Genomic DNA, 23,691 nt, shown 5'->3' with positions numbered 1-23,691 from the left:
TCCGGCCGTCGTCGTTTTTGCCCGCGGCATTGCCTATGATGCTTTCGATGCAGACCGACGCACAGAACCGCATTCGCGCCTTTTTCGGCCGCCGCAAAGGCCACCCGTTGCGGCGTCATCAGGCCGGACTGTTCGGCACGCTGTTGCCGCGCGTCGCGGTCGATCTGGACAAGCCCGCGCCCGCCGACCTGCGAACGCTGTTCCCGGCGGCCACGGTGGATTGCCGTCTCGAGATCGGCTTCGGCGGCGCCGAGCATCTCGCCGCGCAGGCGCAGGCGCATCCCTCGACCGGCTTCATCGGCAGCGACGGTTTCGAGAACGCCATCGCCAAGGCGCTGGCTTATGTCGAACAGCACGCGCTCGCCAATGTCCGGCTGCATCACGGCGACGCCGTGCATCTGCTCGAATGGCTGCCGGCGGCGTCGCTCGCGCGCGTCGACCTGCTCTACCCCGATCCGTGGCCGAAGCGGCGGCACTGGAAGCGGCGCTTCGTGCAGGACGAAAGCCTGGCGCTGATCGCGCGCACCATTCGTTCCGGCGGCGAGATGCGCTTTGCAACCGACATTCCCGACTATGCGGCATGGACGCTCGCCCGCATCCTGCGCTCGCCGGATTTCGAATGGACCGCCGAAACCGCCGACGACTGGCGCAAGCCGTGGGGCGGCTTCGTGCGCACCCGCTACGAGGCGAAGGCGATCCGCGAAGGCCGCACGCCCGCGTACTTCATCTTCCGCCGGAAATAGCCGGGATCGGCCGCCTGCTCAGATGCCGGGCCGGACCTGCCAGAAGCGCACCACGCGCTCCGCTGTCGCCGGACTGAGCATGTCGAAATTCTGCTTGGCGGCCTCGATCGCCTGCGTCGAGGTCCCCCTGGCGCCGCCGCGCGACTCGATGACGGTGCGCACCGTGTCCCAGCTGAAATTCGCGGCACGCGCCAGGATAATGACGGGATCGGAACGATCGCCGGACATCAGCCTGTCGACGGTTTCGACCGGCACGGCGGACAGCGTCGCAAGACCGGCGATCGTCTCTTCGTATTTCTCGTTGCGCGCGAAGCCGGTGATGGCGGCCTCGTTCAGCCGGCCGTCCTTTTGCATGTCGCGAACGACCGCGAGCGCGGCATCGTAATTGCGCGGCGGCGCTGTCGCCCCGACAGCCTCCGACACCTGCGACAGCACACGCAGGATTTCCTCGCGCGTTTCCGGCCGTGCATTGGCGAGCAACCGCTTCTGCACCACCTCGGTCGCCTGCAGCACGAGCTGGCGGAACAGATGCGGCGGAATGTCGGTGCGGCTGCCGATCCGCTCGGCCAGCACGCCGTCGAGCTTGGCGCGCTGCACCAGCTTCGAGAACGAGTCGGGAGAAAAGCGCGCCTGCCGATTGGTGGCGACGCTGCGCGCCACCGCGCCGTCGCCGCGGCGCACGAGAATATTGGTGAGCGTCTCGGTGAGGCCCGGCCGCTCCGAGATCGCCAGCAGGTGTTCCTGGCCGCGCGTCTCCGCGATCCGCTCGAGATCGGCGTCGGCGAGCGGCGTTCGCCGCAGCACCGGGCCCGCAACCGCGATGTCGTCGTCGATCGCAAGCTTGCGCACCACGCCGTCCGGCGCGTTGGGCACCGGCGCGATGCGGCGCGACAATTCGGCGAGCGCCTGCGTCTCGATCTCCGCAATCAAATAGCCGATGACGTCGTCGAACACGCCGACATGCTCCGGCGCGAATTGATCGGCGCCGCCAAGAAACAGGTCGGTGATGCGCTTGAGCATTTCCGCCCGCCGGCCGGGCGAGCCGCGCTGGAGGACCTCTTCCAGTTCCGGAAGAAGAGATGCTGGCATTGTCATGTCGAGAGTCGCCGGGAACGCCAAAACAAACCAGTTTCGCCGGGCGCGGCGCCCGGTTAACGCCTGTTTAGGCCCAGATTCTGAAGGAACGGTTAGCCTTGCGGCGGCGGGCCCTCGCGCACGGCCTTGTAAAACAGGGCCAAAAACGCTATATCGGCCTCGTCTTCGCTTAGTAAGACACCTCATAACCACACAATAGGTTTTGAGAGTGGGCCCCCCGGGACCCGCTCTTTTTTGTTACCGAAAATGGCCGACACAACCGCCACGGCACAGCGCGCACGCGCGAACGGCACCGAACCGCGGCTCATCACGGAGCCGGGTCTTGCCGCGCGCGTCGCCGCGATCGTCGAGCCGGTGTTGGAAGGCCTCGGCTACCGGCTGGTGCGGGTGAAGGTCTCCGCGCTCGACGGTTGCACCGTGCAGGTCATGGCGGAACGGCCCGACGGCACCATGACGATCGAGGACTGCGAGGACGTTTCGCGCAACCTGTCGCCGGTGCTCGAGGTTGCCGATCCAATCGACCGCGCCTACCGGCTGGAGATTTCCTCGCCGGGCATCGACCGGCCACTGGTGCGCAAGTCGGATTTCGAAAGCCATGTCGGACACGAAGTGAGAGTCGAGATGGCGGTGCCGGTCGACGGCCGCAAGCGCTTCCGCGGCACCATCGCCGCGGTGAAGGACGAACAGGTGACGCTGCACCGCGACGACGCGCCGCCCGATGTGCCGAGCAACGTGTCGTTGACGATGGACGAAATGAGCGACGCGCGGCTGGTGCTCACCGACGCTTTGGTGACGCAGGCCCTGCGGCGCGAGAAGGCTGCCAAGCGCGAAGCGAAAGCGGCAAAACGGGAAGAAAGACATTCACGGCAGCAGGCCCGCAAGGCCAACCGCTCGCCGAACGAATCCAACGAAGGAGAGTGAGCAATGGCTGTCAGCGCCAACAGGCTCGAACTTTTGCAGATCGCCGACGCCGTCGCCCGTGAAAAGGCGATCGACCGCGGCATCGTTATCGCCGCGATGGAAGACGCCATCGCCAAGGCGGCGCGCTCGCGCTACGGCGCCGAGACGGACGTGCATGCCGAGATCGATCCGAAGACCGGCGACCTGAAGCTCACCCGCCACATGCTGGTGTCCGAGGGCGTCGAGAACCCATCGAACCAGATCACGCTGGAAGACGCCCGCCGCCGCCACCCGGCCGCGCAGGTCGGCGACACCATCGCCGATCCGCTGCCGCCGCTCGAATATGGCCGCATCGCCGCGCAGTCGGCCAAGCAGGTGATCGTGCAGAAGGTGCGCGAGGCCGAGCGCGACCGGCAATATGCCGAGTACAAGGACCGCATCGGCGACATCGTCAACGGCATCGTCAAGCGCGTCGAATACGGCAACGTGGTGGTCGATCTCGGCCGCGGCGAGGCCATCGTGCGCCGCGACGAATTGCTGCCGCGCGAGGTGTTCCGCAACGGCGACCGCATCCGCGCCTATATCTTCGACGTGCGCCGCGAGCCGCGCGGCCCGCAGATTTTCCTGTCGCGCACGCACCCGCAGTTCACCTCCAAGCTCTTCGCGCAGGAAGTGCCGGAAATCTACGACGGCATCGTCGAGGTGAAGGCGGTTGCCCGCGACCCCGGCTCGCGCGCCAAGATCGCGGTGATCTCGCGCGACTCGTCGGTCGATCCGGTCGGCGCCTGCGTCGGCATGCGCGGTTCGCGCGTGCAGGCGGTGGTAAACGAGCTGCAGGGCGAGAAGATCGACATCATCCCGTGGTCGCCGGACATCGCCACCTTCGTGGTGAACGCGCTGGCGCCGGCGGAAGTCTCCAAGGTGGTGCTCGACGAAGACAAGGAGCGCATCGAGGTCGTCGTTCCCGATCAGCAGCTGTCGCTGGCGATCGGCCGTCGCGGCCAGAACGTGCGGCTTGCCTCGCAGCTGACCGGCTGGGACATCGACATCCTCACCGAGCAGGAAGAGTCGGACCGCCGCCAGGCCGAGTTCGAGAAACGCACCCAGGTGTTCGTCGAAGCGCTGAACCTCGACGAGGTCGTCGGCCAGTTGCTGGCGTCCGAAGGCTTCGAGTCGATCGAGGAACTCGCCGCCGTCGAGCTGAAGGAACTCTCCAGCATCGAGGGCTTCGACGAAGACACCGCACAGGAACTGCAGAACCGCGCCAAGGAATATCTCGACGCGCAGGAAGCCGAGCTGGATGCGAAGCGCAAGGAACTCGGCGTCGCCGATGAATTGCGCGACGTGCCCGGCATCACCACCGCGATCATGGTCAAGCTCGGCGAGAACGACGTCAAATCCGTCGAAGACCTCGCCGGCTGCGCCACCGACGATCTCACCGGCTGGACCGAGCGCAAGGACGGCGAGACCAAGCGCGAGCCGGGCTTCCTCGACGGCCTCGATGTCGGCCGCGACGAGGCGGAAGCCCTCATCATGCAGGCCCGCGTCAAGGCCGGCTGGATCACCGAAGCCGAACTCGCGGCCCCGCCGGCCGAGGAAGCGGCCGAAGCAGCTTCCGAAGTCGCGGAACAGCAGGCGTAAGGGAGAGCAGCCACGGTGCTGGCCATCGCACAGAACGACGAGCTCGATCGCGGCGCGGCGAAAGTCGCGTCCGGCGACGAGCGGTTCTGCGCGCTGACCCGCGTGGCGAAGCCGGTCGACGAGATGATCCGCTTCGTCGTCGGACCGGATGGCGACGTGGTCCCCGACGTCAAGCGCAAGCTTCCCGGCCGCGGCCTCTGGATCACCGGAACGCACGCGGCGGTGGCCGAGGCCGTGAAGCGCAATGTGTTCGCCCGCGGCTTCAAGCGGGCGGTACGCGCCGACGCCGCGCTCGCCGACCGGACCGGGGATCTGCTCGGCCGCGCCGCGCTCGACGCGCTGGCCATCGCCGCCAAGGCGGGCCGCGTGGTGTCGGGCTTCGGCAAGGTCGGGGATGCCGCCGCCCAGCCGGACCTCGCTGCGGTGATCGCGGCTTCCGACGGCGCCGCCGACGGCAAGCGCAAGGTTGCCGCCGCGCTGCGCCGCAGCGGCCCCGAACGCGCAGACGAAGTGCCCACTGTCGGCTGCTTTACCTCGTCGCAATTGGATTTGGCATTGAGCCGCTTAAATGTGGTACATGCAGCCCTGCTCGACGGACCGGTCAGCGAGACTTTTCTCGCCCGCACGGCGCGATTTGAGCGGTATCGCGCCGAAAATCCCGGCGAAACGGATCGAAATCACCTGGAACAGTCGCCCATCGCGGCGGCCGAGGATGAAAGAACGGCATGAGTGAGACGAAGACCCCTGGCGACAAGAAGCTGAGCGTGTCGGGCAAGACACTGACGCTCAAGCCACGCACGGAGACCGGCGTGGTGCGCCAGAGCTTCAGCCATGGCCGCAGCAAGTCCGTCGTCGTCGAGAAGGTCAAGCGCCGCTCGGTCGGCGGTCCCGCCGAAGCGAAGCCGGAAGCGCCGGCCCCGGTCGAAGCGCCTGCCAAGCGAGCGCCCGCGCCGGCGGCACGGACCGCAGCGACGCCGGGCGCCGAACCGAAGCCGAAGACCTCCGGCGTCGTGCTGCGTACGCTGACCGAAGAGGAGCGCGCCGCCCGTGCGCACGCGCTTGCCGACTCGCGCCTGCGCGAAGCCGAGGAGCGCAAGATCGCCGAGGAAGAGGCGAAGATCCGCGCTTCTCGCGAGAAGATCGAAAAGACCGAACGCGAAGCCGCCGAAGCGCGCAAGCGCGAGGAAGACGATCGCCGCAAGCACGACGATGAAGCCAAGCGCAAGGCCGACGAGGTCGCCAAGAAGCGCTTCGGCGACGAGCGCCCGGCCGGTGCGGCCGCCCGCATCACCACCGTCGAAGCCGACGAAGAAGAGACGCCGAAGTCGCGCCGTCCCGGTGGCGCCGCGCGTCCCGCGCCGCCTCCGCGTCTTGCGCCGAAGGTCGGCGGCGAGAAGCAGCGCGGCCGTCTCACGCTGTCCAACGCGCTCAATCAGGACGAAGTGCGCGAGCGCTCCGTCGCCTCGTTCCGCCGCCGCGTGAAGCGGCGCATGGGTCACGCTTCGGACGAGCCGAAGGAAAAGCTGACGCGCGAGGTCATCATTCCGGAGGCGATTTCCATTCAGGAACTCGCCAACCGCATGGCCGAGCGCGCGGTCGACGTCATCCGCCTGCTGATGAAGCAGGGCCAGATGGCGACGATCAACGACGTGATCGACGCCGACACCGCGCAGCTGATCGCGGAAGAACTGGGCCACAGCGTCCGCCGCGTCGCCGAGTCCGACGTCGAGGAAGGCCTGTTCGACGCCGCCGACGACCCGGCCGATCTCGTGTCGCGTCCGCCGGTCGTCACCGTGATGGGCCATGTCGACCACGGCAAGACCTCGCTGCTCGACGCGATCCGCTCGGCGGATGTCGCGGCCGGCGAAGCCGGCGGCATCACGCAGCACATCGGCGCCTATCAGGTCACCGCGCCGTCGGGCGCCAAGGTCACCTTCATCGACACGCCCGGCCACGCGGCCTTCACCGCGATGCGCGCGCGCGGCGCCAAGGTCACCGACATCGTCATTCTGGTGGTGGCGGCCGACGACGGCGTCATGCCGCAGACGATCGAGGCGATCAATCACGCCAAGGCGGCCAAGGTTCCGATCATCGTCGCCATCAACAAGATGGATAAGCCCGACGCCAACCCGACCCGCGTGCGCACCGACCTCCTCCAGCACGAAGTGCAGGTGGAATCGATGGGCGGCGACGTCGTCGAGGTCGAGGTTTCGGCGCTGAAGCGGACCGGCATCGACAAGCTGCTCGAGATGATCGGCCTGCAGGCCGAACTGCTCGACCTCAAGGCCAATCCGACGCGCGCCGCCGAAGGCACCGTCATCGAAGCGAAGCTCGACCGCGGCCGCGGCCCGGTCGCGACCGTACTGGTTCAGCGCGGCACCCTGCGGCCCGGCGGCATCGTGGTCGCCGGCGCGGAGTGGGGCCGCGTGCGCGCCCTCGTCTCCGACACCGGCAACGCCGTCGAAACCGCCGGCCCGTCGACCCCGGTCGAAGTGCTCGGTTTCTCCGGAACGCCGGAAGCCGGCGACCGTCTCGCCGTCGTCGAGAACGAGGCCCGCGCCCGCGAAGTCACCGACTATCGCGCCCGCCAGAAGCGCGAAAAGCAGGTCGCGCGCTCCGCCGGCATGCGCGGCTCGCTCGAGCAGATGATGGCGCAGGCGAAGACCGCCGGCCGCAAGGAATTCCCGCTGGTGGTGAAGGCCGACGTGCAGGGATCGCTCGAAGCGATCGTCGGCGCGCTGGAAAAGCTCGGCACCGACGAGGTCGCCGCGCGCGTGCTGCATGGCGGCGTCGGCGGCATCACCGAGTCCGATGTCACGCTGGCGGAAGCCTCCGGCGTTCCGATCATCGCCTTCAACGTACGCGCGCACAAGGAAGCGCGCGAGGCGGCGGAACGCAGCGGCATCGAAATCCGCTACTACAACATCATCTACGATCTCGTCGACGACGTGAAGAAGGCGATGTCGGGTCTGCTCGCGCCGACGCTGCGCGAGACCATGCTCGGCAATGCGCAGATACTCGAGGTGTTCAACATCTCGAAGGTCGGCAAGATCGCCGGCTGCCGCGTCACCGACGGCACCGTGGAACGCGGCGCCAATGTCCGCCTCATCCGCGACAATGTGGTCATCCACGAAGGCAAGCTTTCGCAGCTCAAGCGCTTCAAGGACGATGTGAAGGAAGTCGCCGCCGGCATGGAATGCGGCATGGCCTTTGAAAACTATCAGGACATGCGCGCCGGCGACGTCATCGAATGTTACCGGGTGGAGACGATACAGCGCTCGCTGTGAGTCCAATTCTCACTGCGTAGGCTTGAAGTATCCGCCTATTTTTCATCCGTCATGGCCGGGCTTGTCCCGGCCATCCACGTCTTGCTTCTAAACGATGAAGGAAGACGTGGATGCCCGGCATAAAGCCGGGCATGACGAATTGAGAGTCACAATTTAATGGCCCGAACGAAAAAACACCGCGACAGCGGACCCAACGCCTCGCAGCGCCAGTTGCGCGTCGGCGAACTGGTGCGTCACGCCGTAGCAGAGCTGCTGACGCGCGGCGACGTCCATGACGAGGTGATCGAAAGCCACATGATCACCGTGCCGGAGGTGAAGATGACCGCCGACATGCGGCTCGCCACCGTCTACATCATGCCGCTCGGCGGCAGGGACGGCCAGGCGGTGCTGGCGGCGCTCGAACGCAACAAGAAGTTCCTGCGCGGCGAGATCGCCCACCGCGTCAATCTGAAGTTTGCGCCCGATCTGCGCTTCCGCCTCGACGAGCGTTTCGACGAGGCGGAGCGCATCGACAAGCTGCTGCGCTCGCCCTCCGTGTCGCGCGACCTCGACGGGGACGACGAGTGACGATGAACAAGGACATTCTGCAGAGGCTTGCCCAGCCTCACGGTGAGGAGACGCCCGGCGCCGCCTCGAACCATGAGAGCGCCTCATCCTTCGAGACGCACCCTTCCGCGCCTCCTCGGGATGAGGGCGGAAAGAAGCCGCGCAAAGCGCAGTTCAGGCGCGACAAGCGCGACGTCCACGGCTGGGTCGTGCTCGACAAGCCGCTGGGCATGACCTCGACCCACGCCGTCGCCGTCATCAAGCGGCTGTTTTCGGCGAAACGCTGCGGCCATGCCGGCACACTCGATCCGCTCGCGTCCGGCTGCCTGCCGATCGCGATGGGCGAGGCCACCAAGACCGTCCCCTTTGTGATGGATGGCCGCAAGCTCTACCGCTTCACCGTGCTGTGGGGCGAGGAGCGCGACACCGACGACAGCGAGGGCCGCGTCACGCAGACGAGCGACGCCCGCCCCGACGAGGCCGCGATCCGCGCGCTGCTGCCCGCCTTCACCGGCCGCATCGAGCAGACGCCGCCGAAGTTCTCCGCGATCAAGGTGGACGGCGAGCGCGCCTACGACCTCGCCCGCGACGGCGCCGCGGTCGAACTTGCCGCCCGTCCGGTCGACATCCACCGGCTGGCGCTGGTCGAGCGGCCGGACCCCGACCATGCGGTTTTCGAGGCCGAATGCGGCAAAGGCACCTATGTCCGGTCGCTGGCGCGCGATATGGGCCGCGCTTTGGGCTGTTTTGGCCATGTTTGCGCCCTGCGGCGGGTCTCGGTCGGCCCGTTTGCCGAGAAAACCATGATTTTGCTGGAACAACTGGAGGCCCTATGTCATAGAGCCGCAGCCGGCGAGGCTAGCCTCGCCGACGCGCTCATGCCCGTCGAGACCGCACTGGACGACATCCCGGTGCTGGCCGTCAGCCGGGCAGATGCGGCAAGGCTCGCAAGGGGCCAGGCCGTTTTGTTGCGCGGACGGGACGCGCCCAATTTTCGCGGCACGGTCTATGTGACGGTTGCGGGCCAATTGCTCGCACTCGGCGAAATGGACCACGGCGAAATCGTCCCCAAGCGCGTGTTCAACCTGACCGGGCTCGTGGGCCGAGCCGGGTCGCAGTCAAAGGACGTATGACCGATGTCGGTTACCGCCAGCCGCAAGGCTGAAGTGATCAAAGAGTTCGCGCAGAAGCAGGGCGATACCGGTTCGCCGGAAGTGCAGATCGCGATCCTCTCCGAACGCATCAACAATCTCACCGAGCACTTCAAGACCCACGCCAAGGACAATCATTCCCGCCGTGGTCTGCTCAAGCTCGTCAGCCAGCGCCGCCAGCTGCTCGACTACCTGCGGCGCAGCAACGAGACGAGCTACAAGTCGCTGATCGAAAAGCTCGGCATCCGCCGCTAAGTCGCTTCGCGCGGGACGCATGCTCCCGCGCGTTCCATGAGCGAATGCCATTTGCGTTCGCTGATCTGGCCAGGCGGCGATACGCGCCGCCGGCATTCTGGACCGGACGAAAGGGTTCGTCCGGCCGCCAAGGCAAGGCTTCGACAAGCCATGGCAGGATCGCCGGACACTGTTGCACGGAGCGCGATCCGCGCGCGCGACAGTGTCTCGCCGTCTTGCTCATGGCTTTCGGGCCGCGCCGAAACCCATGAAAGACGAAAACTATGTTCGATATGCATCGAGTTGAACTCGATTGGGGCGGGCGCAAGCTCGTTCTCGAGACGGGGCGCATAGCGCGCCAGGCCGACGGCGCCGTGCTCGCCACCTACGGCGAAACCACGGTTCTCGCCACGGTCGTCGCGGCGAAGGCGCCGCGCGAAGGCGTCGACTTCCTCCCGCTCACCGTCGACTACCAGGAAAAATTCTACGCAGCCGGCCGCATTCCCGGCGGCTACTTCAAGCGCGAAGGCCGGCCGACCGAAAAGGAGACGCTGGTCTCCCGCCTGATCGACCGCCCGGTGCGTCCGCTGTTCGCCGAAGGCTGGCGCAATGAGACGCAGGTGATCGTGACGACGCTCTCGCACGACCTCGAAAACGATCCGGATATTCTCGCGATGGTCGCCTCCTCGGCGGCGCTGACCTTGTCCGGCGCGCCCTTCATGGGCCCGATCGGCGCCGCCCGTGTCGGCTTCGCCAACAACGAGTATGTGCTCAATCCGACTCTCGAAGAGATGAAGGAGAGCCAACTCGACCTCGTCATCGCCGGCACGCAGGATGCCGTGATGATGGTGGAGTCGGAAGCCAAGGAGCTTTCGGAAGACATCATGCTCGGCGCGGTGATGTTCGGTCACCGGCACTTCCAGCCGGTCATCAACGCCATCATCCAGCTCGCCGAGAAGGCCGCCAAGGATCCGCGCGACCACCAGATCCCGGACAACGCGGCGCTGGAAAAGGAAATGCTCGGCATCTGCGAGAAGGATCTGCGCGCCGCTTACGCGATCCCGCGCAAGCAGGAGCGCCAGAACGCCGTCGCCGCCGTCAAGAAGACGGTGATGGACCACTACTTCCCGGAAGGCGCCGAGCCCAAGCACGACAAGATCAAGGTCGCCGGCGTATTCAAGGAGCTGGAAGCCAAGATCGTGCGCTGGAACGTGCTCGACACCGGCAAGCGCATCGACGGCCGCGACACCAAGACCGTGCGCCAGATCGACGTGCAAGTCGGCGTGCTCCCGCGCGCCCACGGCTCCGCGCTTTTCACCCGCGGCGAGACGCAGGCGCTGGTCGTCACCACGCTCGGCACCGGCGAGGACGAGCAGTGGATCGACGCGCTGCAGGGCACCTATAAAGAAACGTTCCTGCTGCACTACAACTTTCCGCCCTACTCGGTCGGCGAGACCGGCCGCATGGGCGGCACCAAGCGCCGCGAGATCGGCCACGGCAAGCTCGCCTGGCGCGCGATTCACCCGATGCTGCCGTCGAAGGAAGAGTTCCCCTACACGATCCGCGTCGTCTCGGAGATCACCGAGTCGAACGGCTCGTCCTCGATGGCCTCGGTGTGCGGCGGCTCGCTCGCGCTGATGGATGCCGGCGTTCCGCTGAAGCGGCCGACCGCGGGCATCGCGATGGGCCTCATCCTCGAGGACAAGCGCTACGCCGTGTTGTCGGACATCCTCGGCGACGAGGATCATCTCGGCGACATGGACTTCAAGGTGGCCGGCACCGAAAGCGGCATCACTTCGCTGCAGATGGACATCAAGATCGCCGGCATCACCGAGGAGATCATGAAGACCGCCCTCGCCCAGGCGAAGGACGGCCGCCTGCACATCCTCGGCGAGATGTCGAAGGCGCTGACCTCGGCCCGCGCCGAGCTTGGCGAGCATGCTCCGCGCATCGAGACCTTCAAGATCCCGACCGACAAGATCCGCGAAGTGATCGGCACCGGCGGCAAGGTGATCCGCGAGATCGTCGAGAAGACCGGCGCCAAGATCAACATCGAGGACGACGGCTCCGTGAAGGTCGCCTCTGCCAACGGCGAGTCGATCAAGGCGGCGATCAACTGGATCAAGTCGATCGCCTCCGATCCGGAAGTCGGCCACATCTACGAGGGCACGGTCGTCAAGGTGATGGACTTCGGCGCTTTCGTGAACTTCTTCGGCGCCAAAGACGGCCTCGTTCACATCAGCCAGCTGGCGAAGAACCGCGTCAACAAGGTCAACGACGTCGTCAAGGAAGGCGACAAGGTCAAGGTCAAGCTGCTCGGCGTCGACGATCGCGGCAAGGTCCGCCTGTCGATGAAGGCGGTCGATCAGGCCACCGGCGAGGACATCGAGAACAAGAAGGACGGCGACGACCAGCAGGCCGCCAGCGCCGAGTAAATCTTCGGCTGCAACGAATGAAAGAGGCCGGGCATTGCCCGGCCTTTTTTTTAATTATCCTCCGCTCATTCCCGCGCAAGCGGGAATCCAGTTTTATTTTTCTTTAGGTGGATCCCCGCTTTCGCGGGGATGAACAGGGAACTTGACTGTTTTTTGAAATTGATAGCCGTCACTGCACCTTCAGCGTCTCGGCGATGATGTCGCCGAGCGCAACGAAGTCCGCCTTGCGCGGCGAGGTGCGCCGCCACGCGAGCCCGACCGCCCGGCCGGGGGCGGGATCGGAGAAGCGCAGCAGCTTGACGCGGTCATCGCGCAGCTCGACGTCGATGGCAATCTTCGGCAGCAGCGTGACGCCGTAACCGTTCGCCACCATCTGCATCACCGTCGCAAGGCTGGTCGCGCCGAGCGCGGAGTCGCGCCGCTCGCTCGCGCACAGCGCCAAGGCCTGATCGCGCAAACAGTGGCCCTCTTCGAGAAGGATCAGCCGCTTCTGGTCGATATCCTTGGCGGAGACGCGACCGCCGCCGCGCTGGCAGTCATTCGATGGCACGGCGAGCAGGAACGGGTCGTGAAAAATCTCGCGGGTCTCAAGCTCGGAGTCGTGAACCGGCAGCGCCAGCAGCACCGCGTCGAGCGAACCGCGCGTCAGTTCGTCGAGCAGCATGCGCGTCTGCGTTTCGCGCAGCTCGATCTGCAAATCGGGGAACCGACGCTGCAGCTCGGGCAGGACTTTCGGCAGGACGTAAGGCGCGAGCGAGGGAATGACGCCGAACTGCAAACGGCCGCTCAGCAACTGGCCGCGATGGCGCGCGAAGTCCTGCAGATCGCGCGCTTCGGACAGCACGCGCTCGGCGCGGCGCACCACTTCGGCGCCCACGTCGGTCATCGCGATCTCGCCGGCACGCCGCTCGACCAGTTCGACGCCAAGCTCGCTTTCCAGCTCCTTGATCTGCATCGACAGCGCCGGCTGCGTCACCGAGCAGTCTTCCGCCGCCCGCCCGAAATGCATGTGCCGGGAAAGCGCGGTCAGATATCGGAGCTGACGCAAAGTAATCATGATGATTAGATATTCTTATCACCTGTTCCAGAGAATACGATTAGACCTTATCGACGATCTGGAGCAAGCTGAAATTGCAAGCCCATGAGAGGGCTCACCGATCCGGACCAGCAGGCGGACAGCGCGGGGCACGCCAGGCCAGGCTACGGCAGCAGCAAGGCTGCACAATCCCGCCGGCCATGGCTCGTGAACGCCATAAGGTTTAGATACGGAACAATTCGAAGAACACGACCGAACGAAATCGGGAGAGAGAGATGGACGCAAAGACTGACGACAAGAACGCGGGCAAATGTCCCTTCACGGGATCGCGCGGTCCTACCAACCGCGACTGGTGGCCCGATCATCTGGATATCCAGATGCTGCACACCAATTCGAAGCTCTCCGATCCGATGGATGCGAGTTTCGACTACGCCAAGGAATTCCAGAGCCTCGATCTCGACGCGGTGATGAAAGACCTCAAGGCGCTGATGACGGACTCGCAGGAGTGGTGGCCGGCGGACTTCGGTCACTACGGCGGCCTGATGATCCGTCTCGCCTGGCATTCGGCCGGCACCTATCGCATCACTGACGGCCGCGGCGGCGCCGGCGCGGGACAGCAGCGCTTCGCGCCGCTCAACTCGTGGCCGGACAACGTCAACCTCGACAAGGCGCGCCGGCTGCTGTGGCCGATCAAGCAGAAATACGGCCGCAAGCTGTCGTGGGCCGACCTGATGGTGCTGGCCGGCAACGCCGCGCTGGAATCGATGGGCTTCAAGACCTTCGGCTTTGCCGGCGGCCGCGCCGATGTATGGGAGCCGGAAGAGCTTTATTGGGGCCCGGAAGGCACCTGGCTCGGTGACGAACGCTATTCCGGCGAGCGCCAGCTCTCGGAGCCGCTCGGTGCGGTGCAGATGGGCCTCATTTACGTCAACCCGGAAGGGCCGAACGGCAATCCTGATCCCGTCGCCGCGGCGAAGGATATCCGCGAGACGTTCTTCCGCATGGCGATGAATGACGAGGAAACGGTGGCGCTGATCGCCGGCGGTCATACGTTCGGCAAGACCCACGGCGCGGGCGATCCGTCGCTGGTCGGTCCGGCGCCGGAAGCGACCGAGATCGAGGATCAGGGCCTCGGCTGGAAGAGCACGCATGGCAGCGGCATGGGCGCCGACGCGATCGGCGGCGGCCCGGAAGTCATCTGGACGCAGAAGCCCACCGAATGGAGCAACCTGTTCTTCAAGAACCTGTTCGAGAACGAGTGGGAGCTGACCAAGAGCCCGGCCGGCGCCAAGCAGTGGGTGGCGAAGAACGCCAAGGCCGATGTGCCGGATGCGTTCGACAAGTCGAAGAAACATCGGCCGACGATGCTGACCACCGACCTGTCGCTGCGCTTCGATCCCGAGTACGGCAAGATCTCGCGGCGATTCTATGAGAATCCGGATCAGTTCGCGGACGCGTTTGCCCGCGCCTGGTTCAAGCTGACCCACCGCGATATGGGCCCGCGCGTGCGCTATCTCGGTTCGATGGTGCCGAAGGAAGTGCTGATCTGGCAGGATCCGATCCCGGCCGTCGATCACAAGCTCATCGACGACAAGGACATCGCCGATCTCAAGGCGAAGATCCTCGCGTCGGGCCTCACCGTGTCGCAGCTCGTCTCGGCGGCATGGGCCTCGGCCTCGACGTTCCGCCGCTCCGACAAGCGCGGCGGCGCCAACGGTGCGCGCGTCCGTCTCAGCCCCCAGAAGGACTGGAAGGTCAACAACCCGGCGCAGCTCAAGACGGTGCTGGGGAAGCTCGAAGCGATCCAGAAGGACTTCGGCAAGAAGGTCTCGCTCGCCGATCTGATCGTGCTCGGCGGCGCGGCTGCGGTGGAGAAGGCGGCGAAGGATGCCGGCGTCAACGCCAAGGTCGGCTTCATTCCGGGCCGGATGGATGCGTCGCAGGAGCAAACCGACGTCGACTCCTTCGCGCCGCTCGAACCGCGTGCCGATGCGTTCCGCAACTATCTCAGCGGCCGGCAGTTCATGCATCCGGAAGAAGCCATGATCGACAAGGCGCAGCTCCTGACCCTCACAGGACCGGAGATGACGGCGTTGCTCGGCGGCCTGCGGGTGCTCGGCGCCAATGCCGAGGACTCCAAGAATGGCGTTTTCACCAAGACGCCGGGCAAGCTGACCAACGACTTCTTCGTCAACCTGCTTGACATGGGCACGGTGTGGTCGAAGAAGGACGACAACCTCTACGAGGGCCGTGACCGGAAAACCAAAGAGCTCAAGTGGACCGGCACGCGCGTCGACCTGGTGTTCGGGTCGCACTCGCAGCTTCGCGCCTTCGCGGAAGTCTATGCCTGCACCGACTCCAGGGAGAAGTTCGTCAAGGACTTCATCGCCGCCTGGAACAAGGTGATGAACGCCGACCGCTTCGAACTGCCCGGCGAGACGCTACGGCAGAGCGCGTAAGCGTCATCGGCACTGGAAACGAAAACGGCCGGGACTTTGTCCCGGCCGTTTGTCTTTGCAGCTGTGGCTTTGCTAGGAGGCGTCCTTGCCGGGCGCGGTATAGCCGGAAGCGATGCCGTTCTCGCGCAGTGCATCGGGCTGCGGCATGGCGATGACGTTATAACCGGCATCGACGAAATGGATTTCGCCGGTCACGCCGCCGGACAAGTCCGACAGCAGATAAAGCCCTGCGCCGCCGAGGTCTTCGAGCGTCACGCCGCGGCGCAACGGCGAATATTTCTGCTGGAAGGCGAACATATAGCGCGCATCGTTGATGCCGGCGCCGGCCAGCGTGCGGATCGGCCCCGCCGAGATCGCGTTGACGCGGATGCCCTGGCCGCCGAAATCGACCGCGAGATAGCGCACCGAGGATTCGAGCGCCGCCTTGGCGAGCCCCATCACGTTGTAATTCGGCATGGCGCGATCGCCGCCGTTGTAGGTCAGCGTCAGCATGCTGCCGCCCTGCGGCATGATGGCGGCGGCGCGCTTGGCGACTTCGGTGAAGGAGAAGCACGAGATCACCATGGTGCGCACGAAATTCTCGCGCGTCGTGTCGGCGTAGCGGCCCTTCAGCTCATTCTTGTCGGAGAAGCCGATGGCATGGACGAGAAAATCGAGCCCGCCCCACTGCTTGCCGATCTCCGTGAAGACCTTATCGACGCTGGCGATGCTTTCGACGTCGCATTCCAGCATGAAGTCGGAACCGACCGACGCGGCGAGCGGCTTCACCCGCTTGCCCAGCGCCTCGCCCTGATAGGTGAAGGCGAGCTTGGCGCCCTGATTGAAAAGCGCCTGGGAAATGCCCCAGGCGATCGAATGATCGTTGGCGACCCCCATGATGAGGCCGCGCTTGCCCTGCATCAGACCGCCGGTGTTGTTCTTCGCCTCAGAAGCCATGACGGGCCTCCGCGGAACGAAGGGAACCACCGAGCTTCCGGAACCGCTGTCCATGCGCTGCCCCATCGCGAATCGCAGATATGCGAGACTCGCGCGGCGCTGTGACAGGGTGACGACAAAGGGACGACGCGGCCGTGGCCGACTGCGCCGGGATCAGGCTTGCGGGATGGTTCATGCGTCGGTTCGCTTGAAGACGATGGAAGCGTTGGTGCCGCCGAAGCCGAACGAATTCGACAGCACGCAACCGAGGGAAACATTGTCGCGCCGCTCGCGGACGATCGGCATGTCGGCAAAGGCGGGATCGATCGTTTCGATATTGGCGCTTTCGCAGATGAAGCCGCTGTTCATCATCAGAAGCGAATAAATCGCCTCCTGCACGCCAGCGGCGCCGAGCGAATGTCCGGTCAGCGACTTGGTCGCGGAAATCGCCGGCGCCTTGGCGCCGAACACCTCGCGGATCGCCTCGATCTCTTTCAGATCGCCGACCGGCGTTGAAGTAGCGTGCGGGTTGATGTAGTCGACCGGCGCCTTGACGTTGGCCAGCGCCATGCGCATGCAACGCTTGGCGCCCTCGCCCGACGGCGCCACCATGTCGTAGCCGTCCGACGTCGCGCCGTAGCCGGCGACTTCGGCATAGATCTTCGCGCCGCGCGCCTTGGCGCGCTCATATTCTTCGAGCACCAGCACGCCGGCGCCGCCGGCAATGACGAAGCCGTCGCGGTTGGCGTCATAGGCGCGCGAGGCTTTTCCCGGAGTGTCGTTGTAGCCGGACGACATCGCGCCCATCGCATCGAACAGCACCGACAGCGTCCAGTCGAGCTCCTCGCAGCCGCCGGCGAACATCACGTCCTGCTTGCCGTACTGAATCATCTCCGCGGCATTGCCGATGCAATGGTTGGATGTCGCGCAGGCCGACGAGATCGAATAGTTGACGCCCTTGATCTTGAACCAGGTCGCGAGCGTCGCGGAGGCGGTCGACGACATCGCCTTCGGCACCGCGAAGGGACCGACGCGCTTCGGACCCTTGGTGCGCGCGGTGTCGGCGGCATCGACGATGGCGCGGGTCGACGGTCCGCCCGAACCCATGATGATGCCGCTGCGTTCGTTGGAGACGTCGCTCTCCTCGAGCCCGGCGTCGCGGATCGCCTGCTCCATCGCGACGTGATTCCAGGCCGCGCCGCCGCCGAGGAAGCGCATCGCACGGCGGTCGACCGCCTCTTCAGGCGCGAGCGTCGGCGCGCCATGCACCTGACAGCGGAAGCCCAGCTCGGCATACTTCTCGGCGCGCACGATGCCGGACTTGGCTTCGCGCAGGCTCGCCAGCACTTCCTGGGTGTTGTTGCCGATGGACGAAACGATGCCCATCCCAGTAACGACCACACGCCTCATAACGTTGACTTTCGTTCCTCGACCTTCAAGGCCACGTTAGCATTCAAATGGGACCGGCGGGACAATCCAGCAACCGGCCCAACGCTAGGTTCAGGCACCGCTGGCTTGCGGCGCCTCGTCCTGCTTGAACAGACCGACCTTCAGGTCGCTCGCCCGATAAATAACGTTGCCATCGGCCGACAGCCAGCCGTCGGCGACGCCGAGCACCAGCTTGGAGCGCATCACGCGCTTCAGCTCGACGCCGTAGACGACCTTCTTCACGCTCGGCAGCACCTGGCCGGAAAATTTCAACTCGCCAAGGCCGAGCGCGCGTCCCTTGCCCGGCGAGCCGAGCCAGCCGAGAAAGAAGCCGAGCAACTGCCACAACGCATCGAGGCCGAGGCAGCCCGGCATCACGGGATCGCCCTTGAAGTGGCAGCCGAAGAACCAGAGATCCGGCTTCACGTCGAGTTCCGCGCGGATCATCCCCTTGCCGTGTTCACCGCCGGTTTCCGAAATCTCGGCGATGCGGTCGAACATCAGCATCGGCGGCAGCGGCAGTTGCGCATTACCGGCCCCGAACAACTCGCCGCGGCCACAGGCCAGCAATTCCTCATATTCATAGCTGCTGCGTCGCTCGTTCATAATCATTCCAATCTGGGAGGCCGAGGTGGCCAGTCTGCTGCCGCAAGTCCTAACATTAGGAGGCAAAAGCGGCAAAGATTCCACGGCTTTCCTGCAGCGGGCTCTGTTCGCCGGTAGCCGCCTTTCCGGCGCAGCGGATCACGGAACTGACATGCACAATTTCCTGTTTGTTGCGAAAGAGTTGCATCTGGCGGCGTCATTCGTATATGTTTCTGGCGAGTTTAGTAAAAAGGCGCCCCCGGATTCCCGACACCGGAGGCTGTCAGTTCAGGAATTCGAAATGGCCGAAGCTCGTACCGTTGTCGTCAGCCGCACGCTCAAGCCGGAAGCGGCGTCGACTCCCGACCGCACCGAGATGAACGGGTGCCCCTGGCACGACGTGAAGGAAATGCTGCGTCAGGTCGGTCTGCGTCCGACCCGTCAGCGCATGGCGCTCGGCTGGCTGCTGTTCAACAAGGGCGATCGTCACCTCACCGCTGAAATGCTTTACGAGGAAGCGACCCGCGCCAAGGTGCCGGTCTCGCTGGCGACGATCTACAACACGCTTCACCAGTTCACCGATGCGGGCCTGCTGCGCCCCGTCGCGGTCGACGGCTCGAAGGCTTACTTCGACACCAACGTCACCGACCATCACCACTTTTTCATCGAGAGCGAGAACGAACTGTTCGACGTTCCGAACGCCGAATTCTCGCTCGACAAGACGCCGGTCGCGCCGGAAGGCTACGAGATCGCCCGCGTCGATGTCGTGGTTCGCCTTCGCCGCAAGAGCTGATCGCGCAAGCTTTCGTTTCAAAGCTTCGGTTTCAAAACAAAAGCCCGGCGGTTAGCCGGGCTTTTTGCTAGCCGATCCTTGGTCCTTTTGTCCCCTCGGCGCTAGTCGACCTTCTCGTTCGGATAGGCGCCCCACAGGCGCTCCTGCTCGATATAGCCCTCGAAATTCTTGCCGGCGACCCGGCACCATTTCCCGTCGCAGGACTTCAAATTCATCAGCACGCCGTCCTGCAGCTTGGCGACAACAGCCGACGCGGCATCGGCGTCGTGATGCAACGGCACTATTTCTTCCTTCTTCTTCGGCACCACGACCGCGGTGCGCTTGCCGGACAGCAGCGCATGGTAGACCCAGCCTTCGGAACCCTCCCAGTCGCGGATCCGCCGCCAGTTTTCGAATTCGGCGATGATTTCGACCGGCATCCCGGCCCGCGTATAGACGAAGCGGACGTCCTGGTCGCGGTTCGGGCCGACCCGCGCATTGACCCGGTCCGACTTTAGGCTGACGAAGCGCGGCACCTGGAGGCCCGAGACCGAGCCGGTCGTATCCCCGGCGGCCGCGGCCGGCCGGCCGCCGAGCACCGCAACGGCAAGCATCAGCGCGGCCAGCAGAATGCCGAACGCACGCAGACACGCCTCCGAGCCGCTGCTTTTTCTTGTGACAACCATCTGGTAGGAAATACTGCCGTTGCCGCTGTCGAGAGCCCTTCGCCCCCGGGGGAAGGGCCGGTAACCGGGGTTACAGTGTCGGTGACCGGGGTTAAAGAGACCTGAACGGCAGGCGGGTGAAGAACAGGCCGCGGGCCATAGGGCGGAACGAATGCCGAAGATCAAGAAACCTCTGGTGGTCGTCACCCGCAAGCTGCCCGACCGCGTCGAATTGCGGATGCGCGAGCTGTTCGACGTCCGCTTCAACGACGACGACAAGCCGATGTCCGCCGCTCAGCTCGCCGAGGCGGTAAAGACCGCCAATGTGCTGGTGCCGACCGTCACCGACGAGATCGACAGCTCGGTGCTGTCGAAAGCCGGCGAACAGCTCAAGCTGATTGCCAATTTCGGCAACGGCGTCGACAATATCGACGTCGCCTCCGCGATCCAGCGCGGCATCACCGTCACCAATACGCCCGGCGTGCTGACCGAGGACACCGCCGACATGACGATGGCGTTGATCCTCAGCGTGCCGCGCCGGCTCGCCGAAGGCTCGCAGGTTCTCACCTCCGACAAGGATTGGGACGGCTGGTCGCCGACCTGGATGCTCGGTCACCGTATCTGGGGCAAGCGGCTCGGCATCATCGGCATGGGCCGCATCGGCCAGGCGGTGGCGCGGCGCGCCCGCGCCTTCGGCCTGCAGATTCATTATCACAACCGCCGCCGCGTCCCGACGCGCGTCGAGGAAGAACTCGACGCCACCTATTGGGAGAGCCTCGACCAGATGCTCGCCCGCATGGACATCGTCTCGGTGAATTGCCCGCACACGCCAGCGACCTATCATCTGCTTTCGGCGCGCCGGCTGAAGCTGATGCGCGAGGACGCCTATATCGTCAACACCGCGCGCGGCGAGGTGATCGACGAAAACGCGCTGGCGCGCATGCTGGAGGCCGACGAGATCGCCGGCGCGGGCCTCGACGTATTCGAGCAGGAGCCGGCGGTGAACCCTAAGCTCGTCAAGCTCGCGCGCGCCGGCAAGGTCGTGCTGCTGCCCCACATGGGCTCGGCGACGCTCGAAGGCCGCGTCGACATGGGCGAGAAGGTCATCATCAACATCAAAACCTTCATGGATGGCCACAGGCCGCCTGACCGCGTGCTGCCGTCGATGCTGTGATGCACGCCGTCAGGCGTGGATCGACAAGTCCCGTATCGTCGGATTCCGACCCGACAGTGGATTGTTGTCGTCCCAGCCGTAATTGACCGTCTCGAAGCGCATGTCGCGCGCGTCGACCATCAACAGCCGCCCGACCAATCCTTCGCCAAAACCGACAATGGCACGGATCACCTCGAGCGCCATCATCGAACCGAGAATGCCGGGCAGCGCGCCGAGAATGCCGGCCTCGGAACAGGCGGGAATTGAACCCGCGGGCGGCGGCTCGGGGAACACGCAGCGATAGCTCGGGTTGGGCGTTCCATCGGCGCGTCTTTCATGCGCGCGGATCGTCGTCAGCGTGCCGTCGAACACGCCAAGCGCGGCGGCGACCAGCGGCTTCTTCGCGAAGTAACACGCATCGGAGACGAGATAGCGCGTCGCGAAATTATCCGAGCCGTCCGCCACGACATCGTATTGCGCGAGGAGGTCGAGCGCGTTTGCTGCCGTCAGCCGCTCATTGTAGACGTCAAGCGCGACATGCGGATTGAGCCGTGCGATCGCGGCGCCCGCGCGCTCCGCCTTCGGCGCGCCGACATCGCCGGTTGAAAAGATCACCTGCCGCTGCAAGTTCGACAGCGACACCGTATCGTCATCGACGATGCCGATCCGGCCGACGCCCGCCGCCGCGAGGTACATCAATGCCGGCGCACCGAGCCCGCCGGCGCCGACCACGAGAACACGGGCAGCCTTGAGTTTCGCCTGGCCGGGGCCGCCGACCTCGCGCAGCACGATGTGGCGGGCGTAACGTTCGAGTTCCTGCGCGTCGAGCATGGGCGATAAACCTATGGCGGCGCGGTGCTTTTGGCCAGTCTGCCGCCCCTAATTCACCATCTGAAACCGCTGGCAGCGCGCAGCGGCCGGGCAGGTTGCGCACCCCTGCTCATCATCTATGGTGGCCGCACGATGAGCGCGACCAGGGCGTTAACGTGATGCGTGCCGGTTTGATGATCCCTATCGTTGCGGCGGTCCTTGCCGTCACCGGCGGATTCGCAGCCGCGCAGGAACTCGACAACAACGGCCGCTATATCCCTGCAGCCGAAAGCGCGGCAGCGAACGCCGCGCCGGCCGATAATACGGCCACCAGCGACACCAAGACCGCCAAGCCGAAACCTGCCGCAGCAAAGCCGGCACCGAAACCCGCCGAGCAGAAAGCCGCCGCAGACAAACCCGACGCGAAGGCGCCGGAGAAGAAGACCACAGCAAAACCCGCGGCCGAAAAGGAACCGGCCAAAGAGGCGGCCAAAGAACCGCCGAAGCGCGAAGCGAAAGCCGAGCCGGTCGTCCCCAAAGCAGACGCCAAGGCCGACGCCAAAGCGGAGACCAAGGCAGACACCAAGACCGATCCTTTGGCCGATATTCCGTTCTCGCAGCGCGCGGGCGTGCGCGCCGCCCTGCTGTGGGCCGCCGGCGAAGATGCCTTCCGCAGCGGCGACCAGATCGCGGCCGCGATCGAAGCGTTCCGCAAGCGTAACAAGTCATCCGCCAACGGCCCGCTCACCGCGCAGGAGCGCGAGACGCTGCTCGCCGCGGCGAAGACGCACGACGACCAGTTCGGCTGGCGTGTGGTGACCGATCCCGCGACCGGCATTCGCCTCGGCCTGCCGTCGAAGATGGTGCCGCATGCGACGCTCGCCGATCAGGGCACACGCTGGTCGTCGCGCCACGGCGAGATCCAGATCGAGACGTTCCGTTACAAGACCGATGATCCGCTCGCCGCGGTGTTCGCTCGCATGAAGAACGAGCCGGCCAACCGCAAGGTCGAGTACAGCGCGATCCGCGCCGATAATTTCATCATCAGCGGCATGCAGGGCTTGCGCAAGTTCTCCGTGCGCGCTTACGCCCGCGACGGCGAGGTGCGCGGCTTCACGATGAAATTCGACCAGGCGATGGAAGGCATCGTCGCGCCGGTGATGGTGGCGATGGCGAGCGCCTTCGCGCCGTTCCCCGGCCGCATCGCGCCGATCGCGGCGCTGACGCGCAAGGTCGAATACGGCACCGGCATCGTCGTCACCGCCGTTGGCCATATCGTCACCGACCGCAAGCTCGTCGACGGCTGCCAGGTCATCGTTGTGTCCGGCATCGGCAATGCCGAGCCGATCGCGCGCGATGACGAACACGGTCTGGCTTTGCTGCGCGTCTATGGCCGCCGCAATCTCAAGCCCGCCTCGCTTGCCCCCTCCGCGCCTGAGAACAGCGATTTGACACTTGTCGGCGTTCCCGATCCGCATATCCAGAACGGCAACGGCAAGCTGGCCGAGCTGAAGGCGCGGCTTGCCGGCGCGAACGGCAAGGCGGCGATCGAACTGAAAGACCCGATGCCGGTCGCGGGCTTCTCCGGCGCCGCGGCACTCGACGCGCGGGGCCGCGTCGCCGGCATGATGGAAACCCGCAGTATCATGCTCGCCAGCGCCGACGCGTCCATTCCGCCGGTGCGTCTCATTCCCACCGAGACCATCCGTAACTTTCTTGCCGCCAACCGCGTCACCCCCGCGGCCAACGACGACCGCGCCTCCGACGCCCGCAGCGCGGTGGTCCGCGTGATCTGCGTGCGGCAATAGACATCACCGAAAACATCACGAGGAAACA

General features: G+C 65.4%; 20 protein-coding genes. 13 read left to right on the top strand and 7 right to left on the bottom strand.

Features of this window, described 5'->3' with window-relative positions:
* Positions 1-38: 38 nt before the first annotated feature.
* On the top strand, positions 39-743 hold the full coding sequence (gene trmB / locus AB7F10_RS12555; protein WP_428561610.1) for a tRNA (guanine(46)-N(7))-methyltransferase TrmB: 705 nt from the start codon (positions 39-41) through the stop codon (positions 741-743).
* A gap of 18 nt (positions 744-761) precedes the next feature.
* Here trmB and AB7F10_RS12550 read toward each other — a convergent pair whose 3' ends face one another.
* Complete coding sequence (locus tag AB7F10_RS12550) at positions 762-1,832, bottom strand: DUF2336 domain-containing protein (RefSeq protein WP_428561389.1); 1,071 nt, start codon at positions 1,830-1,832, stop codon at positions 762-764.
* 252 nt (positions 1,833-2,084) lie between these two features.
* Here AB7F10_RS12550 and rimP point away from each other — a divergent pair, with 252 nt between their 5' ends.
* From rimP to pnp, 8 genes are all read left to right on the top strand, one after another.
* Positions 2,085-2,759 (top strand): ribosome maturation factor RimP, encoded by a 675-nt coding sequence (rimP, locus tag AB7F10_RS12545; RefSeq protein WP_428561387.1) that lies wholly within the window; start codon positions 2,085-2,087, stop codon positions 2,757-2,759.
* A 3-nt stretch (positions 2,760-2,762) separates the two neighbouring features.
* Entirely contained in the window at positions 2,763-4,379 is a 1,617-nt protein-coding gene (nusA, locus tag AB7F10_RS12540) for a transcription termination factor NusA (RefSeq protein WP_428561384.1), read from the top strand.
* A gap of 15 nt (positions 4,380-4,394) precedes the next feature.
* A complete protein-coding gene (locus AB7F10_RS12535) occupies positions 4,395-5,108 on the top strand; it encodes an RNA-binding protein (protein WP_428561382.1) in 714 nt (237 codons plus the stop codon).
* Positions 5,105-7,666, top strand: a complete 2,562-nt coding sequence (infB, locus tag AB7F10_RS12530; RefSeq protein WP_428561380.1) for a translation initiation factor IF-2 — start codon at positions 5,105-5,107, stop codon at positions 7,664-7,666. Before AB7F10_RS12535 ends, infB begins: the two co-directional genes overlap by 4 nt.
* Positions 7,667-7,822: 156 nt before the next feature.
* Positions 7,823-8,233 carry a 30S ribosome-binding factor RbfA gene (gene rbfA / locus AB7F10_RS12525; protein WP_428561377.1) on the top strand — a complete coding sequence of 137 codons (411 nt, stop codon included), beginning with the start codon at positions 7,823-7,825 and terminating at the stop codon, positions 8,231-8,233.
* Between the two features lie 2 nt (positions 8,234-8,235).
* On the top strand, positions 8,236-9,345 hold the full coding sequence (truB, locus tag AB7F10_RS12520) for a tRNA pseudouridine(55) synthase TruB (RefSeq protein WP_428561374.1): 1,110 nt from the start codon (positions 8,236-8,238) through the stop codon (positions 9,343-9,345).
* Between the two features lie 3 nt (positions 9,346-9,348).
* Positions 9,349-9,618: a 30S ribosomal protein S15 gene (gene rpsO, locus AB7F10_RS12515; RefSeq protein ID WP_428561372.1), complete on the top strand. Its 270-nt coding sequence runs from the start codon at positions 9,349-9,351 to the stop codon at positions 9,616-9,618.
* A gap of 263 nt (positions 9,619-9,881) precedes the next feature.
* A complete protein-coding gene (gene pnp, locus AB7F10_RS12510; RefSeq protein WP_428561370.1) occupies positions 9,882-12,032 on the top strand; it encodes a polyribonucleotide nucleotidyltransferase in 2,151 nt (716 codons plus the stop codon).
* Between the two features lie 169 nt (positions 12,033-12,201).
* Here the strand turns inward: pnp and AB7F10_RS12505 are convergent, their stop codons facing one another.
* Positions 12,202-13,089: a LysR substrate-binding domain-containing protein gene (locus AB7F10_RS12505; protein WP_428561367.1), complete on the bottom strand. Its 888-nt coding sequence runs from the start codon at positions 13,087-13,089 to the stop codon at positions 12,202-12,204.
* A 254-nt stretch (positions 13,090-13,343) separates the two neighbouring features.
* On the opposite strand from AB7F10_RS12505, the gene katG reads away from it, so the two are divergent.
* Positions 13,344-15,527 carry a catalase/peroxidase HPI gene (gene katG / locus AB7F10_RS12500; RefSeq protein ID WP_428561364.1) on the top strand — a complete coding sequence of 728 codons (2,184 nt, stop codon included), beginning with the start codon at positions 13,344-13,346 and terminating at the stop codon, positions 15,525-15,527.
* Positions 15,528-15,599: 72 nt separating this feature from the next.
* Here the strand turns inward: katG and fabI are convergent, their stop codons facing one another.
* From fabI to fabA, 3 genes are all read right to left on the bottom strand, one after another.
* Positions 15,600-16,463, bottom strand: coding sequence for an enoyl-ACP reductase FabI (gene fabI / locus AB7F10_RS12495; RefSeq protein WP_428561362.1), 864 nt, complete (start codon positions 16,461-16,463; stop codon positions 15,600-15,602).
* Between the two features lie 171 nt (positions 16,464-16,634).
* On the bottom strand, positions 16,635-17,852 hold the full coding sequence (gene fabB / locus AB7F10_RS12490; protein ID WP_428561359.1) for a beta-ketoacyl-ACP synthase I: 1,218 nt from the start codon (positions 17,850-17,852) through the stop codon (positions 16,635-16,637).
* A gap of 90 nt (positions 17,853-17,942) precedes the next feature.
* Positions 17,943-18,476 (bottom strand): 3-hydroxyacyl-[acyl-carrier-protein] dehydratase FabA, encoded by a 534-nt coding sequence (gene fabA, locus AB7F10_RS12485; protein WP_428561356.1) that lies wholly within the window; start codon positions 18,474-18,476, stop codon positions 17,943-17,945.
* Between the two features lie 355 nt (positions 18,477-18,831).
* Between fabA and irrA the strand changes: the two genes are divergently transcribed.
* The gene (irrA, locus tag AB7F10_RS12480) at positions 18,832-19,248 is read left to right on the top strand and encodes an iron response transcriptional regulator IrrA (RefSeq protein WP_428561608.1); all 417 of its coding nucleotides are present in this window, start codon (positions 18,832-18,834) and stop codon (positions 19,246-19,248) included.
* A 101-nt stretch (positions 19,249-19,349) separates the two neighbouring features.
* On the opposite strand, the gene AB7F10_RS12475 is transcribed toward irrA, so the two are convergent.
* Positions 19,350-19,913, bottom strand: coding sequence for an SH3 domain-containing protein (locus AB7F10_RS12475; RefSeq protein WP_428561354.1), 564 nt, complete (start codon positions 19,911-19,913; stop codon positions 19,350-19,352).
* A 151-nt stretch (positions 19,914-20,064) separates the two neighbouring features.
* Here AB7F10_RS12475 and AB7F10_RS12470 point away from each other — a divergent pair, with 151 nt between their 5' ends.
* The gene (locus AB7F10_RS12470) at positions 20,065-21,066 is read left to right on the top strand and encodes a 2-hydroxyacid dehydrogenase (RefSeq protein WP_428561352.1); all 1,002 of its coding nucleotides are present in this window, start codon (positions 20,065-20,067) and stop codon (positions 21,064-21,066) included.
* A gap of 9 nt (positions 21,067-21,075) precedes the next feature.
* Here AB7F10_RS12470 and AB7F10_RS12465 read toward each other — a convergent pair whose 3' ends face one another.
* Complete coding sequence (locus AB7F10_RS12465; protein ID WP_428561350.1) at positions 21,076-21,876, bottom strand: HesA/MoeB/ThiF family protein; 801 nt, start codon at positions 21,874-21,876, stop codon at positions 21,076-21,078.
* Positions 21,877-22,034: 158 nt separating this feature from the next.
* Here AB7F10_RS12465 and AB7F10_RS12460 point away from each other — a divergent pair, with 158 nt between their 5' ends.
* A complete protein-coding gene (locus AB7F10_RS12460; RefSeq protein ID WP_428561348.1) occupies positions 22,035-23,663 on the top strand; it encodes a S1 family peptidase in 1,629 nt (542 codons plus the stop codon).
* Positions 23,664-23,691 lie beyond the last annotated feature (28 nt).

Origin of the sequence: Pseudolabrys sp. (assembly GCF_050250095.1) — a bacterium.
In the GTDB taxonomy this organism is placed as follows: Bacteria; Pseudomonadota; Alphaproteobacteria; order Rhizobiales; family Xanthobacteraceae; genus Pseudolabrys.
This window is presented reverse-complemented; position numbering and strand designations above follow the sequence as displayed.

Coding starts and splice junctions, on each gene's coding strand:
- trmB (WP_428561610.1), top strand. CDS start 39: ATGCTTTCGATGCAGACCGACGCACAGAACCGCATTCGCGCCTTTTTC.
- AB7F10_RS12550 (WP_428561389.1), bottom strand. CDS start 1,832: ATGCCAGCATCTCTTCTTCCGGAACTGGAAGAGGTCCTCCAGCGCGGC.
- rimP (WP_428561387.1), top strand. CDS start 2,085: ATGGCCGACACAACCGCCACGGCACAGCGCGCACGCGCGAACGGCACC.
- nusA (WP_428561384.1), top strand. CDS start 2,763: ATGGCTGTCAGCGCCAACAGGCTCGAACTTTTGCAGATCGCCGACGCC.
- infB (WP_428561380.1), top strand. CDS start 5,105: ATGAGTGAGACGAAGACCCCTGGCGACAAGAAGCTGAGCGTGTCGGGC.
- rbfA (WP_428561377.1), top strand. CDS start 7,823: ATGGCCCGAACGAAAAAACACCGCGACAGCGGACCCAACGCCTCGCAG.
- truB (WP_428561374.1), top strand. CDS start 8,236: ATGAACAAGGACATTCTGCAGAGGCTTGCCCAGCCTCACGGTGAGGAG.
- rpsO (WP_428561372.1), top strand. CDS start 9,349: ATGTCGGTTACCGCCAGCCGCAAGGCTGAAGTGATCAAAGAGTTCGCG.
- pnp (WP_428561370.1), top strand. CDS start 9,882: ATGTTCGATATGCATCGAGTTGAACTCGATTGGGGCGGGCGCAAGCTC.
- AB7F10_RS12505 (WP_428561367.1), bottom strand. CDS start 13,089: ATGATTACTTTGCGTCAGCTCCGATATCTGACCGCGCTTTCCCGGCAC.
- katG (WP_428561364.1), top strand. CDS start 13,344: ATGGACGCAAAGACTGACGACAAGAACGCGGGCAAATGTCCCTTCACG.
- fabI (WP_428561362.1), bottom strand. CDS start 16,463: ATGGCTTCTGAGGCGAAGAACAACACCGGCGGTCTGATGCAGGGCAAG.
- fabB (WP_428561359.1), bottom strand. CDS start 17,852: ATGAGGCGTGTGGTCGTTACTGGGATGGGCATCGTTTCGTCCATCGGC.
- fabA (WP_428561356.1), bottom strand. CDS start 18,476: ATGAACGAGCGACGCAGCAGCTATGAATATGAGGAATTGCTGGCCTGT.
- irrA (WP_428561608.1), top strand. CDS start 18,832: ATGAACGGGTGCCCCTGGCACGACGTGAAGGAAATGCTGCGTCAGGTC.
- AB7F10_RS12475 (WP_428561354.1), bottom strand. CDS start 19,913: ATGGTTGTCACAAGAAAAAGCAGCGGCTCGGAGGCGTGTCTGCGTGCG.
- AB7F10_RS12470 (WP_428561352.1), top strand. CDS start 20,065: ATGCCGAAGATCAAGAAACCTCTGGTGGTCGTCACCCGCAAGCTGCCC.
- AB7F10_RS12465 (WP_428561350.1), bottom strand. CDS start 21,876: ATGCTCGACGCGCAGGAACTCGAACGTTACGCCCGCCACATCGTGCTG.
- AB7F10_RS12460 (WP_428561348.1), top strand. CDS start 22,035: ATGCGTGCCGGTTTGATGATCCCTATCGTTGCGGCGGTCCTTGCCGTC.